Raw genomic sequence first — 16,229 nt, 5'->3', positions numbered from 1 at the left:
ACCTCATCTGCACATGCCCTCCAATGACCGAATACATGGACGCAGCAGAGTAAACCTCAATCAATAAACCCCCGCCAACTGGCGGGGGTTTCAATCCGAGTTCGGGAACGATTGCTCGCGGCCGAAGCGCTAAAGAAGGTGGAGGAGAAATGAAGCATTATGTCCCTGCAAATGACCATGCGCATTTGACCGAAACCACGTTGGCAAGACCTAAACGAGATCATTATATCGAGATCATTCTTTGCGAGGCCGAAGCGGAAGCATCGGCAGATATGCTGGTTGATTTCTATCGTGCCCTGAATGAACTGAACGAAGGCCATACATACATTACAAATATCCGCACCATTGCCGACGGCGCGGCGGGCGGACCCTTGCACTGGGCCGGGCGAACCGCGATTTTCTGGGGGGACATCTACAAAAGCTGGCCTCTGACACCGTCGGACAAAACCTGGATCGCCCAAGTATTGAACCTGTCCTACCGATCAATTCTCGTTGGCGGTGCAGCGTTTCTTCTCGCCCAGACTAGTCGCGCTACCAAGCGGATTGCATCGGTTCACCCCAATTTTTCTGCCGCAGCGCAAGAGGTTGGCCTGATCGACGTCGGTTCGGGTACATATTGGTCCTCAGATAGCCGCACCCATAGCGCATCAACCAGATTGGGCACGTTGCGTTTGTTGTCCGATTTTGTTGCCTTTGATCACGGCGAGCATCTGGCCGAGTCAGTACGCAGCTATATCGGGTTGGCCGACAGGCAAACTACATGCGCAAGCCAACTGGCAGCTCGATTGATCAGACGTTCAAAAGCCGACCCAATGGTGCGACAGGTTGTTGAAAAGATGCAGAACAATCTGGAGGATCCGCTTAGGATACCGGAACTTGCGATGGCGCTTGGTGCATCAACGCGCCAGTTACAGCGGCGGTTTCTGGACAGAACGGGTGTAAAACTGCTGACGACGTATCGGGAACTTCGCCTAGAACGGGCCTATGGTCTGCTTCAATTTACCGAGATGACCTATCTTGAAGTGGCGACCGCTACGGGCTTTTCTTCCACAAGTGCATTGGTGCGTGCGTTCCGGGATCACTATGATGCATCGCCCGAAAGTGTACGAAATCGGCGATTTGCAGGCAAAACTCATGCTGTTTAGCTTGTTCGTGTGAATCGACAGCGCAGTCGAATGCGGTTGATATCACACTGGGCCTGAACTTTTGGCATTCACCATTCATGAGGTTGACGACAGATACGATTGTTAGTCCAGTTAACAATGCTTTGCCACCGGCCCAAATATTGGCCCGGCTAAATCCTCAGTTGCCGTCTTTCAGACAAGCTCGCAGCTACGCGCTGGCCAATTGTTGTCGTAGAACCTCTCGCTTGAGATCTGCGAAGTTGATACGCTGGTGTTTCGATCGATACGATATTGTACGGGCCGGTTATCCATCCAGGTCCGCACTGGGAAAAGAGAGCATGAAACCTAGGAATTTCGTTCCGAAAGGGGCCGCGACGTTCGACATCGATTATGACGGATCATCCAACGAGATCTATTTTCTGTTGCTGCCGAAACTCACCATGCTTGCCTTTAGCGCAGCGGTTGAACCGCTGAGGATCGCCAATCAGGTCACCAACAAAGAGCTCTACAAGTGGTTTCTGATCTCTGAGGATGGGAACCCTGTTCGATGCTCCAATGGAGTCGAAATAGCAGCTGACTTGGCTCTGCATAATTTACCGCGATCATCCAGATTGTTTGTGTGTTCAGGGATCGAACCATCGGAAAGCATTAATTCAACGATCCTTTCGTGGATCAGCCGTCAGAAAGCGTTTGGCTGCAAGCTTGGTGGAATTTGTACCGGCGCATTTACGCTGGCCAAGGCAGGCATGCTGACCGGCAAGAGGTTCACACTGCATTGGGAAAACCAACCCGCCTTTGTTGAACACTTCGAACACCTGACACCATCGGCTAACCTGTATGAGATTGACAATGATCTGATGACCTGCGGTGGAGGTAACGCGGCAACCGACATGGTACTGGACATGATTGAAACCGACTTCGGAAAGGATCTGGCCATCATCGTCTCGGACATGTGCATCCACTCACGATCCAACAATCAGAAAACGCTCCAGAAATCCGCGTTTTCTGTCGCGTTGGGCAGTCGGAACCAATACCTGATCAACGCCATCCAGATCATGCATGAGAATCTGGAAGAGCCTCTGGATATCTCTGAGATCGCCAAGATCGTTCAGATTTCTCGCCGACAGTTGGAGCGGCTGTTTCAAAAGTATGTCGAGGTTTCCCCGGTACAATTCTACATCGAGTTGCGTGTGGCGCGCGCCTACGCGTTGCTAAGCGAAACAGAAATGACCGTTGCTGAAATTGCGGCCGCCACGGGTTTTGGCAGCGCGACCCAACTGACAGTTCGGTTCAAGAAACGATACGGCGCAGCGCCGACTTCATTCAGGCGGGGCTGGTCGGGACAGAACGATTGAGAGATGCCGTGCCGGTGGACCCGTCTGCCATCGTACTCTACCAATCAGGGCTAGAGTCTGAGTTCGCCCCGCTCGGATAGCACCTGTAATCTGGGAACATTAACCGCCATGGAATTGAACCAAACCGAACTGCGCCAACTTAGGCGGTCATTCCACAGACACCCCGAATTGGGCTTCAATGAAACGAAAACCAAAGCCAAAGTTGCGGCGCTGCTGCGTCAATACGGGCTTGAAGTTCATGAAGGCGTGGGCGTAGTGGGTATCCTCAGGGCCGGTCAAGGCAACCGCGCGATCGGATTACGCGCAGATATGGACGCGCTACCCATTCAGGAAGCCAGCGATCATGATTACGTGTCGCAAAATCCCGGCATTATGCACGCCTGTGGCCATGATGGTCACATGACGATGCTGTTGGGCGCAGCAAAGACTTTGTCCTCGGATCCCGGTTTCAGCGGCACGGTGGTGTTCCTGTTTCAACCGAATGAAGAGCTTGGCCTTGGGGCTAAAGCAATGCTGGACGAGAATGTCTTGACGCGATTTCCAATCGAAGAAGTCTACGCCATACATAACCTGCCTGGGGCACCCGTCGGGCAGATGTCGACCCGAACCGGTTTAATATGCACATCAGAAAGCCTTTTCGAAATTACGATCAATGGACAAGGCGGCCATGCATCCATGCCGCAGTCTGGACGTGATGCGCTAACCGTTGGGTCAGAAATCGTTCTGGCGCTTCAGACAATTGTCGCGCGCAAGCTGGCCCCGGGCGCCGGGGCGGTTGTGTCAGTGACCGAGTTTCTGACCGACGGGCAGCGCAACGTTCTACCTGGAACTGCAACGCTAAAGGGTGATGCGCGGGCTCGCAGCCCTGAAGATCGAAATATGATTGAAGAACACATGCGCAAGATTGCGCATGGCATCGCATCCGCGCATGGCGTCGAAGTCCAAGTGGATTTCAAAACCGAATTCATCGAAACAGTCAACGCACCGATCCCGACCGAGGCTGCCATCCGCGTCGCGCAGCTATCCGGGCTGGACACACTTCCCAATCGTCAACCGATGAGCTTTTCAGAGGATTTCGCGCATTTTTGCAAAGCCGTACCCGGCTGCTTTATCCTATTGGGCAACGGTGAATCCGGCTCCAACGGTCAACCGCTGCATTCGAACGACTACGACTTCAACGATGCGTTACTGCCGATCGGCGCGGAATACTGGGCAAATCTCGTGCGCGATAGGCTTCCGCTTCAAGATGAAGACTGAACGGGGCCCAGCGACATAGCACCTTCGAACGGCCGTCAGATGAATGATCTAAGACGGCCGCTCACACTATAATTTGGACCTTACCCTTGCTAGAGCCTGATGCGGAATGCCGCAAACCCATCAGCGCCTTCACCGGCGTCCTCGATGGTGACGCCTTTGACTTCGCCCATGTAGTCGCGCGCCTTTGGACCAGTTTCAAACAACACGGTGGTGTCAGAAAGCGGCGCAAACGACCAGTTTGCATCGGCCTTGGGATCGATTGTTCCTTGCTCGACGATATACCGCACGATCACGTCGCGGTTGGTGTCAGGGGCTTCGAACACGACGGTATCACCCATTGCGCCCGGGAAAGAGCCGCCGCCCGAAGCACGATAGTTGTTGGTGGCAATGATGAACTCCATGTCATCCGTGACCGCCTCACCGTTGAAGGCCAAATCTACGATACGGGCTGCATCCGGGTTGATCTCTTCCCCCTTGGGTCCAAAGCGCGACGGTTGCGATAAGTCGATCTGGTAGGTCACACCGTCCATCACGTCGAAATTGTAAGACGGGAAGTCCGGGTTTAGCAAAATCGCATCCTCGGATCCCGCCTCGATCTGGTTGAACATACCCGCCGAGCGTTCCAACCAACCCCGAACCTGTGCACCGTTCACCCGCACCGCGCGCACGGTATTGGGATACAGGTAAAGATCAGCCACGTTTTTGATCGCAACATCGCCCACCGGAACATCTGTGTAATAGTCCGGGCCGCCGCGACCCCCGGCCTTGAACGGCGCTGCAGCCGATAGAATGGGCAGACCCTCATGTTCGGTGCCCTTCATCATCTCTTCGACGTACCATTTCTGCGCGATCGAGACAATTTGCACCGATGGGTCATCCGCAACTAACGCGAAGTAGCTGTGCAGCGGAGCCGAAGTCTTGCCGACCGCGCGGCGTACATAGGCCAGTGTTTCGTCGTGATCTTTCGCGACCGAGTCCAGCACCTTCTGATCGTCGCCAACAAGTGCCGTGATCGAACGATCTTCGTTGCGCTTTGAAATCGGGCGCGCTTCAGACGTGGTCGTCACCACGCGCCATTCGTTTCCGTCGCGCTCAAGCAGCAGGTCCAGCAGGCCAAGATGCGACCCCCAGAAGCCGCCCATCACCGCCGGTTTGCCCATCAAGGTCCCCTTGTCGACATCAATGCCGGGACGATCAGCAAAGGTAGCGGACGGGAATACGAGGTGATTGTGCCCGGTCACCAGCGCGTCGATGCCATCGACCCCTGCCAAAACGACTGAAGCATTTTCCATTCCATCAGCGTGATCCGCATCCCCAATGCCGGAATGCGACAGGGCGATGACCAGGTCGCAACCCTGCTCTTGCATCTCGGGGACGTAAGCCTGCGCAGTTTCGACAATGTCACGCGCCTGCACGTTGCCTTCCAGATGCTTGCGATCCCAGTTCATGATCTGAGGCGGAGTAAATCCGATGACACCAACCTTGATCGGATGCTTGCTGCCATCCCCCATTTCAATCTCACGCTCAAGGATGGCATAGGGCTTCACCAGAGTCGTATCATCGCGGGGGGACGCCCCAGTCTCTTTTGCAACATTGGCCAGAACCACGGGGAATTCTGCACCAGCAAGCGCTTTTTCAAGGAAATCTAGGCCATAGTTGAACTCGTGATTGCCCAAAGTGGCAGCGTCATAACCAACAGTATTGAAGGCAGTGATGATCGGATGGCTGTCGCCTTCTTTCATGCCACGCTCATAGGCGATGTAATCGCCCATCGGATTGCCTTGCAGAAAATCTCCATTATCGACGAGCAGCGAATTTGTCGCCTCGGAACGAATCTCATTGATGATCGAAGCGGTCCGCGACAGCCCGACAGTATCGCGCGGTTTGTCCGCATAGTAATCGTATGGGAACACGTGAACATGGATGTCAGTGGTTTCCATGATCCTCAGATGCGCCTGATTGTTGGCCGCCGCCGCCGAAAAGGGATGCAAGGTGATGGCAGCAGCGCTGGCGGTCGTAGTGGCAAGAAACTGACGGCGCGAAATCAAACTACGATTGGAATAGGACATAAGGCACCTCTCAGGTTTGTGGATCGACGCGTGTTCTGGATGCTTTTCACAACAAGGGTATGACAGTGAAGATCTTTGCATCAAACATGTCGAACTTGGGGGTAGGATCCTAAAAGCCTATTGTATTGAATTGCACAGTCCAAGCCACTTTACGCACCAAAGGCGATTGCAGTGAACTGCCCGCATCGTCAGGCCTTCCAACCGATGGATGGCGGTTCCCGCGAGAGCGATGGCTGAGAGACAGACAGCGGTCAAAGCGCGTCGCAACGCGCATTAGACCCTTGAGCCTGCCGGACATGATCTCGACGCGGTTTTGCCGTCTGTACCGACGCTTGTCATATTTGACCGGGGTCTTGCTTTGCGTTCAGCCTGCATTGCAGGCACGTATCCCCTTGTCTTGCAATGCTTCCCGGAACCGGTCGGCATCGTGGCCGCGTTCCCTGGGCAATCATTCGACATTTAGAAGGTCGCCAAGCATCGCGCATGCGCCAATGCCGACGCTGACCTGTCCGGCGGTGACAATCAGGTTAAGCGAACGCCTCTGGCTATCGCAGATGGCGTGTGACTTGGTGTTCGTGCCGCGCTTGGCTCGACCAATCAGACGCCCCCCTGCGCCGTTTTCAAAAATTAACAAACACTTGCAACTTGCTTACATCAATTTTCTTTCAGAACATTCCCGTGTCCGGCCCGCCCAAAGTAAACATATTCAGAGCTGTATTCATCGCCGTCAGTTCGATTCTGGTGCTCGTTATCGTTGCCGCGTCAGTAGTCATATGACCCTCATTGCTGGTCTGGCGGCTCATCATCTTCACCAATATTTGTTTGTTCCGCACGGGTGATCAAAACCGAATTGGGCACCACTTATCCGGATGAAGGCGGGCTGATCGACTAGGTGCAGCGGGCATTCGGCGATGGGATAAGCGCGCGGTACTCTTGGCTTTATCGAGCCACTCGTGCGCTTCAGGTTTCAGCGGTTTTCTATCTGTTTGGCCTCGTTATGGTGCGAATTCAGGGTTTCAAGCTCTGCCCTGGAGGCGTTACGATCATTGCCATCGTGTTGGGTTGGTTCATGATACTGATCACTATACAGATTATCTAAAAGATACTTTGGATTCTAAATGTTGGCTGGGTGATGAAATCCGCCATAATGATCCTGCTGCTGGTCTGCGGTATCCTTGGGAGCATTCAATGTGGCTTCACCAATGAAATCATCCTACCGACCATCATTCCTTCGTTTGTAGCCGGGATGGTCTATCTTACGGTCATCATCTTCACCTACATGGGGTTCGAAATTTGGCTCGATTATACTTGAGATCTGTTTCAAAGGCGCACTGGCATCCACGTTAGCTGACCAGCCCAGTCGCGCTCACAATGAAATTCCGCGTGTATTAACGGCAACTGCTACTCAGCTGCGCTCTTTAGTGAAGCCATAAGGTTGCGAAACTTCTCACCCTGTACGGCGACATGGTCACGCAGCGCATTCGCTGTTTCTTCCGGTACGCCTTTTTTCAGGGCTGTGACAATTTCTTCGTGTTCGGCCATGGACTGGGCCATACGACCACGGAACCGAAGCTGCTGTCGACGGAATGGTTTGAGCCTTCTGTGCAGCTTGGAAGTTTCTTGCTCTAAGAATGCATTGCCGGACTGTTGATAGATGATTCGATGGAACCGCTCGTTTTCCAGGTAGTACGCATCGGGATTGCCCGCATCCACGGCCAGTTGGCATTTGCTGTTAGCTTCGGTCAGTTCAAGCAAAGCTTCATCGGAAATACGTAACGCCGCAAGTCGACCGCAAACGGCTTCAAGCTCGGCCATGACCTCGAACATCTCCATCAGTTCCACCGGGCCGGGCTGTCGGACAAAAGCGCCCCGCCGCGCTATCAGATCGACCAACCCCGACAAGGCAAGTCTCTGGAATGCTTCCCTAAGTGGCGTTCGTGAGACCCCGAACTGCTCAGCCAGTTTGACCTCATCTAGACGGTCACCGTCCGAAAATGTCCCGTCAAAAATCAGCTCTTCCAAATCCTGAGCGATGGTATCTGCAAGTCGTTGGTCCATAGGTTTCTGTTTTACTTGTGATTAGGCGAGAACTCAAGAAATCAAATCTTGTATACAAAAACCTTGACTAAAAAAACATTGCTGCCCTATGCTTCTATTCATCCCCGGCGCATCCGGGACTGAAAACGGGAGGAAAAAATGAAATCAGTGTTCAAAACGGCCGTCGCTGCGTTGGCGCTTGCATCCGCTGGTACATTAGGGTCAGCGGAGGAACTGCGCCTGTCACATCAGTGGTCGAACAAGGACATTCGCCATCAAGTAGCACAGATTGTTGCAGACGAGGTTGCGGCGGCGGACGTTGATCTGGAAATCAAGATTTTCGGCTCGAAATCGCTGTTCAAGCCGCGCGAGCAGTACAAGCCGCTCAGCCGCGGTCAATTGGACATGACCATACTGCCGCTGTCCTACGCCGGCGGTCAGCAGCCTGCCTATAATCTGACGCTGATGCCGGGTTTGGTGAAAAACCACGATCACGCTGCCCGTCTGGCCGACTCGCCCTTCATGGAGGCGTTGGAAGAGAAAATGGCTCAGGACGACGTGATGGTGCTGGTGCATGGCTATCTGGCCGGTGGCTTCGCCGGTAAAGACAAGTGCATCACGAACCCTGAGGATGTCGCAGGCCTGCAGACCCGCGCGGCAGGTAAATCTTTTGAGCAGATGCTGGCCGGCGCTGATGCCTCGATCGCATCAATGGCGTCGTCAGAAATATATAACGCCATGCAAACCGGCGTTTTGCAGGCGGCCAACACGTCGTCCTCGTCCTTTGTCAGCTACCGCATCTACGAGCAGGTTGCCTGCTATACCCCAGCCGGCGATGTGGCGCTGTGGTTCATGTATCAGCCGCTGCTGATGAACAAATCCACCTTCGACGGACTGAACGAAGATCAGCAAGCCGCATTGCTGGCTGCATCGAAAAAGGCACAGGCCTTCTATTTGGAAGAGGCCAAGAAACAGGACGCCAACTCGGCGAAAGTTTTTGCCGACGCCGGTGTTGAGATTGCGGAGATGAGCGCCGAAGACTTCGAAGCATGGCGTACGCTGGCAATGGAAACATCTTACAAGGCCTTCGTAGAAGAGGTTCCTGATGGGCAGGACCTGCTGGACAAGGCTCTGGCAGTCGAATGACCCCATCTTGCCGGGCGGCCTACCGCCGCTCGGCATCCGATCTTGGTTCTGATCTTCTCTGATCTTCAGACTTAATTGCATCTCAATCACAGGAGGCGCAAATGGCCGGTCATAGCTCTGCCGTTGCTTCCCACACAGGGAACAATCCCTTCCTTCGCTTTGTCGCTGCACTTTCAACTCTGGCTGGATGGTGTTCCGCAGGCATGATCGTCGCTGCTGTCGCCATCACCTGCCAGATGATCATCGTGCGCTTCGTGCTGAATCAATCGACCATTTGGCAAACCGAAGCGGTCATTTATCTGGTCATCGCCGCAACCCTGGTCGGTCTGCCTTATGTGCAGCGCCTGCGCGGTCACGTGAATGTTGACCTGATCCCGATTTCGCTCGCACCTCGAGCCCGCTTTTACATGGCGATCCTGACTTCGGTTCTGTCCATCGCCATCGTCTCAGTCATGCTGTTCTACGGCTACGAATATTGGCACTTCGCATGGGAGCGCGGATGGAAATCCGACACCGTTTGGGGCGTTCGTCTGTGGATCCCCTACCTCGCCATCCCAGTTGGCTTTGGTCTGCTGTTGTTGCAACTGATCGCCGATCTCGTCGCCGTCCTGCTTGGCATCGATAAACCATTTGGTCTGGAGTAAAGCCGATGGATCCCCTTCTGCTCGGCGCTATTGTCGCCATCGCCACCATCCTTGTTCTTTTCTCGGGCGTGTCCGTGGCCATCGGCCTGCTGATCGTCTCGGCTGGGTTCCTGATCGTCTTCGACGGCCCGCGCTCGCTGGAACTGATGCCGGAAATCCTGTTCGGCAAACTCGATAACTTCGCCCTTCTATCTATACCGATGTTCATCATCATGGGGGCCTCAATCGCCTCTACCAGAGCCGGAGCAGATTTGTACGAAGCGCTGGAACGCTGGCTGACCCGTGTTCCCGGCGGTCTCGTCGTATCAAACCTCGGTGCCTGTGCCCTATTTGCGGCTATGTCCGGTTCGTCACCCGCGACCTGTGCCGCCATCGGCAAGATGGGCATCCCTGAGATGCGCAAACGTGGCTATCCTGACGGCGTCGCCGCCGGTTCGATCGCTGCAGGCGGTACTCTGGGAATCCTGATCCCGCCATCGGTCACCATGATCGTTTACGGTATTGCCACCGAAACCTCGATTGGCCGTCTGTTTCTGGCCGGTGTGATCCCGGGCCTTATGCTGGTGGGTCTGTTCATGGCCTGGTCGCTGTATTCGACCTGGAAATCCGGTGACGCGACCCGTCTGGGTTCGGGCAGCTACACCTGGGCCGAACGGTTCGAGATTCTGCCGCGCGTGCTGCCCTTCCTCGGCATCATTCTGGGTGTGCTTTACGCCATGTATGGCGGTATCGCCACCCCGTCGGAAACGGCTGCTGTCGGTGCCCTGCTCTGCCTGTTGATCGCGATGATCATCTACAAGCTGTGGAACCCCAAGGACATCTGGGTCGTGCTGCGCGACAGCACCAAGGAAAGCGTGATGATCCTGTTCATCATCGCCGCTGCCGGTGTGTTCTCGTACATGCTCAGCTCGCTGTTCATCACACAGGCGATTGCCGAATGGATCGGTACGCTGGACGTGAACCGCTGGGTTCTGATGGGTGCGGTCAACGTGTTCCTGCTGATCGCCGGGTTCTTCCTGCCGCCCGTCGCTGTGATCCTGATGGCGGCACCGATCCTGCTGCCGATCATCACCACCGCTGGCTTCGATCCGATCTGGTTTGCGGTTGTACTGACCATCAACATGGAGATTGGCCTGATCTCGCCCCCTGTCGGCCTGAACCTCTATGTGATCAACGGCATTGCGCCCGACATCTCGCTCAAGACCATCCTGACAGGCTCTCTCCCCTTCGTGGCCTGCATGGTGATCGCGATTGTCCTGCTGTGCCTGTTCCCCGGTCTGGCCACATGGCTGCCTGACCTGGTGATGGGAGCAGCGGTATGACCCTGCTGGCGGATCTTCTATCCACCGTGTTCGAGCGTCGTTACCGCCGCGACAGCGCGGTGGCTCCGGATGGCCGACCGCTGACCGAACTGGCCGACGCGCTGGTTGGGTCAGCGGGGGAAACTTCGGGGCTGGCGCTGGCCGAGGAAATCCTGACCCGGTTCGATACGCTGAGTGATGACGACAAGCTGGAGTTCTTCCGCTATCTCGCCACCGCCATGAATATCGATCCCGAGGCGGTACGTTCGTCACTGGACGAATACGAGCGCAACCCTTCGAAAGCGACCTATCGCACCTTTGCGGCTGCGGTGGAACCGGCCCGGCAGGAAATGATCCGCCGGTTGAACCGCGTGCCCGGTGCCACCGGCGCACTGGTACAGATGCGCGCTGATCTGCTGCGGCTGGGCGGCAAGGAACCGGAACTGCAGGCGCTTGACCTGGACTTCCGGCACCTGTTTGCCAGCTGGTTCAACCGTGGCTTTCTGGTGCTGCGCCCGATCAACTGGGAAAGCCCGGCGCATATTCTGGAAAAGATCATTGCGTATGAGGCGGTCCATGCCATCGACAGCTGGGACGACCTGCGCCGCAGGCTGGAACCCACTGACCGGCGCTGCTTTGCCTTTTTTCATCCCTCGATGCCTGATGAGCCGCTGATCTTTGTCGAAGTGGCGCTGAACAGCGGTATTCCGGGTTCCGTACAGGCCTTGCTAGCCGAAGACCGCGATCCGTTGCCCGAAGATCAGGCCGATACGGCTGTGTTCTACTCGATCTCCAACTGTCAGGCCGGGTTGGCCAGCATCTCTTTCGGCAATTCGCTGATCAAACAGGTGGCCTCGGACCTGTCGGCTGAGTTGGCGGGGCTGAAAACCTTCGTCACGCTCTCGCCGATTCCGGGGCTGACCAAATGGTTGTCGCAGGAAGGCATCGATTGGAACATCGAAGAGCCTGATCAGATGAAAGCACTGGCCGCACATTACCTGTTGAACGCCAAAGGTCGGGGCGATCTGCCGTTCGATCCGGTGGCACGGTTCCATCTTGGCAACGGTGCGCTGGTCCATGCGGTTCATGCCGACGCAGATGTTTCGGACAAGGGCCGGGCACAGTCCGGTGGCACCATGGTCAACTATCTTTATGACCTTGGCCGCGTAGCGCAGAACCACGAACAGTTCGCCAACACCCGCGAGGTAATCGCCTCGTCCGAGGCCAAATCGCTTGCCGCGTCAGCCTCTCTCACCACGACACAGGAAAGGTAACCCTTATGGCCAATCCTCTCTATGACGGTTTGTTCGGCGCACATGCCGGTAAAGACACAGCCTTTTTGCAGTTGCTCGACGGAACGACCATCACCCATCAGGACTTCCTGAGCACCGCCGCACAAATCGCCCATGTGGCGACGCAGCTGGGCCTGAATCCCGGCGACCGGGTTGCGGCGCAGATCGAGAAATCGCCCGAAGCGCTGGCGCTATATGCTGCCTGTGCGCAGGCAGGTCTTGTATTCCTGCCGCTCAATACCGCTTACACTGTGGATGAATTGACCTATTTCATCGAAAACAGTGGCGCCTCGCTGATCGTTTGTGACAGCCGCAGCGAAGAGAAACTCGCCCCGGTTGGTGCGCAGCTAGGCGCGAAGGTGGAAACCCTGAACGCTGATGGCAGCGGCAGCCTGATGGAGCAGGCTGCAGCAATGCCTGCCAGCTTTGACACCGTTGACCGTGATGACGACGATCTGGCCGCATTCCTCTATACATCGGGGACCACAGGCCGATCGAAGGGTGCGATGCTGACCCAGAACAACCTGTTGTCGAATGCACAGACGCTGGTCAAAGAATGGCGCTTCACATCCGACGACGTGCTGCTGCATGCGCTGCCGATCTTTCACACTCACGGACTATTCGTGGCCACCAATGTCACGCTGGCTGCAGGCAGCAGCATCGTTTTTATGCCCAAGTTCGATCTGGATGAGATCATCGGGCGGATGCCCAATGCCACGACCATGATGGGTGTGCCAACCTTCTACACCCGCCTTCTGGACGATGACCGCTTCACCAAGAATCTGGCCGCACATATGCGCCTGTTTGTTTCAGGCTCGGCACCCTTGCTGGCCGAAACCCATGTACAGTTCGCAGAACGCACTGGCCATCGCATCCTTGAACGCTATGGCATGACCGAAACCAACATGAACACCTCGAACCCCTATGACGGTGACCGCCGCGCAGGCACGGTGGGCTTTCCATTGCCTGGGGTCGAGCTGCAGATCTGTGATTCAGACGGCAATGCGCTGGCTCAGGGCGAGATCGGCGAGATCGAGGTACGCGGGCCCAACGTGTTCAAAGGTTACTGGCAGATGCCGGAGAAGACTGCCGCCGAACTGCGCGAGAACGGGTTCTTCATCACTGGCGATTTGGGCCGGATCGACGAAGACGGCTATGTTCATATTGTTGGCCGCAACAAAGACCTTATTATTTCAGGCGGTTACAACATCTATCCCAAAGAAATCGAGCTGGTTCTGGATGACCAGTCCGGCGTGCTGGAAAGCGCCGTGGTGGGCGTTCCACATCCCGATTTCGGCGAAACTGTTCTGGGCGTGATCGTTGCAGAGCCGGGCCAAACCCCCGATCTGGATGCAATGATGGAGGCCGTGCGCGGTAGCTTGGCGCGGTTCAAGCATCCACGCAAACTGATCCTGCTGGACGAACTGCCCCGCAACACCATGGGCAAAGTTCAAAAGAACATCCTGCGCGACCAATACAAAGACATGTTCGTGGCAGCGTAAGATGACCCTCCCCGGCCCAGTAGCCCCTCTTCTCGATAATGCTACGGGCCTAACTTCAACAACCAGGGCAGGCGGACCTGTTCCCTGCTCTGGTTGTTGAATTTTTCTACCTGCTGGAGAATCAGAAATGTATGGAAATATTCTAGTCCCTGTTTCCTTTGATACCGACCGCGACGCGCAAAGAGCGCTGGATGTCGCACAAACTCTCCGCTCGGATGGTGGTCATATCACTCTATTGCATGTCATTGAGCACCTTCCGCAATACACAAGCGACCTGCTTCCTGAAAACCATCTGGATATCGCAAAGACCAGTGTTACTGACAAACTGGGCCCACTAGTCGACGGGGTAGCGGACTCCAAAATTGAAATTGTCGAAGGACAGTCGGGCCGTGGAATTCTCGATTATGCAACGAATAACAATGCAGACTGCATCGTTATCGCAAGCCACCAGCCTGGATTGCAGGATTATCTTCTGGGGTCCACAGCGGCACGCGTAGTCAGGCATGCAAACTGTTCTGTACATGTGGTGCGATAGTCTGGTCTACGGACCAGACGCAACGCCCACACACGACAGTCATACACCGCTAATACATCTGAAATGGCACTGAGCGGTCTATTCCAAGTCGTGTTTACGATATTCTCTAAGAGGAAAAAGAGTGACCAGCCCGAATACGTCTAAAGTGTTAATCCTTCTGGGCCCTCCTGGTGCCGGTAAGGGAACGCAATCCCGACTGCTTGAGCAAAAATTTGACTTGGTTCAGTTGTCGACAGGCGATTTGCTCCGCAGATCGATTGAAAGCGGCAGCGAAACAGGCAAGGCGGTGGAATCTATCATGGCTGAAGGCAGGCTCGTCGGAGATGACATCGTCATTTCGATCTTGCGTGACCGTATGAGCGATTCGGACTGTGCCGGAGGGGTGATATTAGACGGATTTCCACGCACGCTTAGTCAGGCGCGCGCATTGGATCAACTATTGGCGGAAACGGGGCAGCAGATCAGTGCTGTCGTCAGTCTTGCGGTGGATGACAAAAAAATGGTCGACCGCATTTCCGGTCGCTTTACCTGTGCAGGATGTGGCGAAGGTTACCATGATACATTCAAACCGCTTGAGGCAGCGGAACGCTGCGACAATTGCGGAGGCTCTGAGTTTAAGCGCCGTGCTGACGACAAGGCCGAAACAGTCGCTGCACGTCTGATCGAATATCGTGAACAGACTTCACCCTTGATCGACTACTATAGCCATATGGGCGTTTTGGCGAGTGTTAACGCAATGGGACCGATCGAGGCAATCAATCGAAGCATCGAGGCCGCCATATCGTCAAGGTCGTGATTACAAAAGAAAGCAGAGGTATCAGACCTTCGCAATTACGCTTGGCCAAAGCAAAAACAGACCCAAGAAAGGCTGTTCAGACGTCATTTTCTTAAATGCGAAGCGTCTTTGAGAAAAGAAAAGCGCTTGCGGTAATCTCCCGGCGAGAGGTCGACTACTTCGTGAAACATTCGGCGGAATGCTGAAACATCCATATACCTCATATCCCGCGCGATGGTTTCGATACTGGACTGGGATAGTTCCAGCCTCTGACAGGCATTGGTGATGCGAAGCTGTCGCAGGTATTCCGATGGCGTGAAACCCGTGGCCGTCAGGAATCGGAATCCAAAAGTGCGCAGCTCAAGTCGAGCGGTGCGGGCCAATTCGGAAACCGGGATCGGGCCCGCATAACGCATTTGCACCCAATGCTGCGTTCGAAGGATTGCGTTGCCCCCATGAGTCAGGTTGGGCGAAAACGAGATGTAAAAGCTCTGCGCCCGCTCGCCAGGGTCGATCAGAAAAAAACCGGGCGACCTGCATCAGTGGTCGCGGTGCGAGCAGGTTGGTGGGCAAAGTGCTACTACCACCTCCAACGAACAAGACAGGGGATGCCAGATTGAGATCGACGTTCACTCGGTCCCAGATCTATTGTTCATAAGGCATCACCAAATTGGACGATGTCGTGCTAGGAGGTTTAGTCGATAAGATCTTTGCGACGCATGTAAGGTGCGCTCTGCAGCATTCCAGCCACTACTTGAGCACCCATTACGGAGAGCAGTCCCATGACCGTCGGAGATGATGCCATTGGGACAGTCATCACGACAAGCGCCGCTCGCACATTATTGATCGCAGCCTTGCACTCGTATTTTGCGACAAGGCTTCGCGCGCACTGTCTGAGGAAAACCCGGCGAGGAAGGTTGTGATGACTGCAGCCCATGTCACCAATGGGGTGTCGAAGAACGGGGCAATTACACGGCCTGCGGTGACCTCAAGTATTAACCCTATGGCAGCCCAAAAGAGGATCGAACTGATTGTGAACAAGAACATCAATGCGATCCAGTCAAAAGCCACCTTAATTCGCGAGTTGCTCCTGAGTTTCAGGTTATCTGCGTATCGATCTATTGTTATGCCGGTAAAAAAGAGTTTCGGAATACAAGCAAAATGAGAAGTCCACTGCGACTGAGCTTCGCAA

15 protein-coding genes and 1 pseudogene are annotated in these 16,229 nt (G+C 55.0%); 12 read left to right on the top strand and 4 right to left on the bottom strand.

Annotated features, from left to right (window positions below; all coding sequences use genetic code 11):
* The first annotated feature begins 149 nt into the window (after nt 1-149).
* The 3 genes from ACR0AY_RS20650 to ACR0AY_RS20640 all read left to right on the top strand — a co-directional run bounded on the left by ACR0AY_RS20650 (nt 150) and on the right by ACR0AY_RS20640 (nt 3,736).
* Nucleotides 150-1,145, top strand: coding sequence for a helix-turn-helix domain-containing protein (locus ACR0AY_RS20650; protein ID WP_170511641.1), 996 nt, complete (start codon nt 150-152; stop codon nt 1,143-1,145).
* Between the two features lie 317 nt (nt 1,146-1,462).
* On the top strand, nt 1,463-2,479 hold the full coding sequence (locus tag ACR0AY_RS20645) for a GlxA family transcriptional regulator (RefSeq protein ID WP_170394570.1): 1,017 nt from the start codon (nt 1,463-1,465) through the stop codon (nt 2,477-2,479).
* Nucleotides 2,480-2,587: 108 nt separating this feature from the next.
* Nucleotides 2,588-3,736: an amidohydrolase gene (locus ACR0AY_RS20640; protein ID WP_170511639.1), complete on the top strand. Its 1,149-nt coding sequence runs from the start codon at nt 2,588-2,590 to the stop codon at nt 3,734-3,736.
* 89 nt (nt 3,737-3,825) lie between these two features.
* Here the strand turns inward: ACR0AY_RS20640 and ACR0AY_RS20635 are convergent, their stop codons facing one another.
* Both ACR0AY_RS20635 and ACR0AY_RS20630 read right to left on the bottom strand, forming a co-directional pair.
* The gene (locus tag ACR0AY_RS20635) at nt 3,826-5,805 is read right to left on the bottom strand and encodes a bifunctional 2',3'-cyclic-nucleotide 2'-phosphodiesterase/3'-nucleotidase (RefSeq protein ID WP_170511637.1); all 1,980 of its coding nucleotides are present in this window, start codon (nt 5,803-5,805) and stop codon (nt 3,826-3,828) included.
* Between the two features lie 198 nt (nt 5,806-6,003).
* Nucleotides 6,004-6,427: pseudogene (locus ACR0AY_RS20630) on the bottom strand (IS5/IS1182 family transposase); the annotation flags it as partial.
* Nucleotides 6,428-6,937: 510 nt separating this feature from the next.
* Here ACR0AY_RS20630 and ACR0AY_RS20625 point away from each other — a divergent pair.
* Nucleotides 6,938-7,117, top strand: a complete 180-nt coding sequence (locus ACR0AY_RS20625; RefSeq protein WP_170511633.1) for a hypothetical protein — start codon at nt 6,938-6,940, stop codon at nt 7,115-7,117.
* An 89-nt stretch (nt 7,118-7,206) separates the two neighbouring features.
* On the opposite strand, the gene ACR0AY_RS20620 is transcribed toward ACR0AY_RS20625, so the two are convergent.
* Entirely contained in the window at nt 7,207-7,863 is a 657-nt protein-coding gene (locus tag ACR0AY_RS20620) for a GntR family transcriptional regulator (protein WP_170511631.1), read from the bottom strand.
* 138 nt (nt 7,864-8,001) lie between these two features.
* On the opposite strand from ACR0AY_RS20620, the gene dctP reads away from it, so the two are divergent.
* From dctP to ACR0AY_RS20585, 7 genes are all read left to right on the top strand, one after another.
* On the top strand, nt 8,002-8,988 hold the full coding sequence (gene dctP / locus ACR0AY_RS20615; RefSeq protein ID WP_170511629.1) for a TRAP transporter substrate-binding protein DctP: 987 nt from the start codon (nt 8,002-8,004) through the stop codon (nt 8,986-8,988).
* A gap of 101 nt (nt 8,989-9,089) precedes the next feature.
* Nucleotides 9,090-9,632 carry a TRAP transporter small permease gene (locus tag ACR0AY_RS20610; RefSeq protein ID WP_170423175.1) on the top strand — a complete coding sequence of 181 codons (543 nt, stop codon included), beginning with the start codon at nt 9,090-9,092 and terminating at the stop codon, nt 9,630-9,632.
* A 5-nt stretch (nt 9,633-9,637) separates the two neighbouring features.
* Nucleotides 9,638-10,954 (top strand): TRAP transporter large permease, encoded by a 1,317-nt coding sequence (locus tag ACR0AY_RS20605; protein ID WP_170423173.1) that lies wholly within the window; start codon nt 9,638-9,640, stop codon nt 10,952-10,954.
* Nucleotides 10,951-12,207: a malonyl-CoA decarboxylase gene (locus tag ACR0AY_RS20600; RefSeq protein WP_170511628.1), complete on the top strand. Its 1,257-nt coding sequence runs from the start codon at nt 10,951-10,953 to the stop codon at nt 12,205-12,207. Before ACR0AY_RS20605 ends, ACR0AY_RS20600 begins: the two co-directional genes overlap by 4 nt.
* Before the next feature lie 5 nt (nt 12,208-12,212).
* Nucleotides 12,213-13,727: a malonate--CoA ligase gene (locus ACR0AY_RS20595; protein WP_170511626.1), complete on the top strand. Its 1,515-nt coding sequence runs from the start codon at nt 12,213-12,215 to the stop codon at nt 13,725-13,727.
* A gap of 127 nt (nt 13,728-13,854) precedes the next feature.
* On the top strand, nt 13,855-14,262 hold the full coding sequence (locus ACR0AY_RS20590) for a universal stress protein (protein ID WP_170423167.1): 408 nt from the start codon (nt 13,855-13,857) through the stop codon (nt 14,260-14,262).
* A gap of 121 nt (nt 14,263-14,383) precedes the next feature.
* Entirely contained in the window at nt 14,384-15,058 is a 675-nt protein-coding gene (locus ACR0AY_RS20585) for an adenylate kinase (RefSeq protein ID WP_170511624.1), read from the top strand.
* A gap of 83 nt (nt 15,059-15,141) precedes the next feature.
* Here the strand turns inward: ACR0AY_RS20585 and ACR0AY_RS20580 are convergent, their stop codons facing one another.
* Complete coding sequence (locus ACR0AY_RS20580; protein WP_480454537.1) at nt 15,142-15,453, bottom strand: helix-turn-helix domain-containing protein; 312 nt, start codon at nt 15,451-15,453, stop codon at nt 15,142-15,144.
* A 506-nt stretch (nt 15,454-15,959) separates the two neighbouring features.
* On the opposite strand from ACR0AY_RS20580, the gene ACR0AY_RS20575 reads away from it, so the two are divergent.
* Nucleotides 15,960-16,202 (top strand): hypothetical protein, encoded by a 243-nt coding sequence (locus tag ACR0AY_RS20575; RefSeq protein WP_170511620.1) that lies wholly within the window; start codon nt 15,960-15,962, stop codon nt 16,200-16,202.
* The last annotated feature ends 27 nt before the right edge of the window (nt 16,203-16,229 follow it).

Source organism: Ruegeria sp. A5, from assembly GCF_056543005.1.
Note: the sequence above shows the minus strand (reverse complement) of the source record. Positions and strands in the feature narration are given on the sequence as shown.

Bases quoted from the DNA above. Each gene is read 5' to 3' on its own strand.
- ACR0AY_RS20600 (WP_170511628.1), top strand. From the start codon at position 10,951: ATGACCCTGCTGGCGGATCTTCTATCCACCGTGTTCGAGCGTCGTTAC.
- ACR0AY_RS20625 (WP_170511633.1), top strand. From the start codon at position 6,938: ATGAAATCCGCCATAATGATCCTGCTGCTGGTCTGCGGTATCCTTGGG.
- ACR0AY_RS20595 (WP_170511626.1), top strand. From the start codon at position 12,213: ATGGCCAATCCTCTCTATGACGGTTTGTTCGGCGCACATGCCGGTAAA.
- ACR0AY_RS20590 (WP_170423167.1), top strand. From the start codon at position 13,855: ATGTATGGAAATATTCTAGTCCCTGTTTCCTTTGATACCGACCGCGAC.
- ACR0AY_RS20620 (WP_170511631.1), bottom strand. From the start codon at position 7,863: ATGGACCAACGACTTGCAGATACCATCGCTCAGGATTTGGAAGAGCTG.
- ACR0AY_RS20635 (WP_170511637.1), bottom strand. From the start codon at position 5,805: ATGTCCTATTCCAATCGTAGTTTGATTTCGCGCCGTCAGTTTCTTGCC.
- dctP (WP_170511629.1), top strand. From the start codon at position 8,002: ATGAAATCAGTGTTCAAAACGGCCGTCGCTGCGTTGGCGCTTGCATCC.
- ACR0AY_RS20580 (WP_480454537.1), bottom strand. From the start codon at position 15,453: ATGCGTTATGCGGGCCCGATCCCGGTTTCCGAATTGGCCCGCACCGCT.
- ACR0AY_RS20650 (WP_170511641.1), top strand. From the start codon at position 150: ATGAAGCATTATGTCCCTGCAAATGACCATGCGCATTTGACCGAAACC.
- ACR0AY_RS20640 (WP_170511639.1), top strand. From the start codon at position 2,588: ATGGAATTGAACCAAACCGAACTGCGCCAACTTAGGCGGTCATTCCAC.
- ACR0AY_RS20645 (WP_170394570.1), top strand. From the start codon at position 1,463: ATGAAACCTAGGAATTTCGTTCCGAAAGGGGCCGCGACGTTCGACATC.
- ACR0AY_RS20575 (WP_170511620.1), top strand. From the start codon at position 15,960: ATGACTGCAGCCCATGTCACCAATGGGGTGTCGAAGAACGGGGCAATT.
- ACR0AY_RS20610 (WP_170423175.1), top strand. From the start codon at position 9,090: ATGGCCGGTCATAGCTCTGCCGTTGCTTCCCACACAGGGAACAATCCC.
- ACR0AY_RS20605 (WP_170423173.1), top strand. From the start codon at position 9,638: ATGGATCCCCTTCTGCTCGGCGCTATTGTCGCCATCGCCACCATCCTT.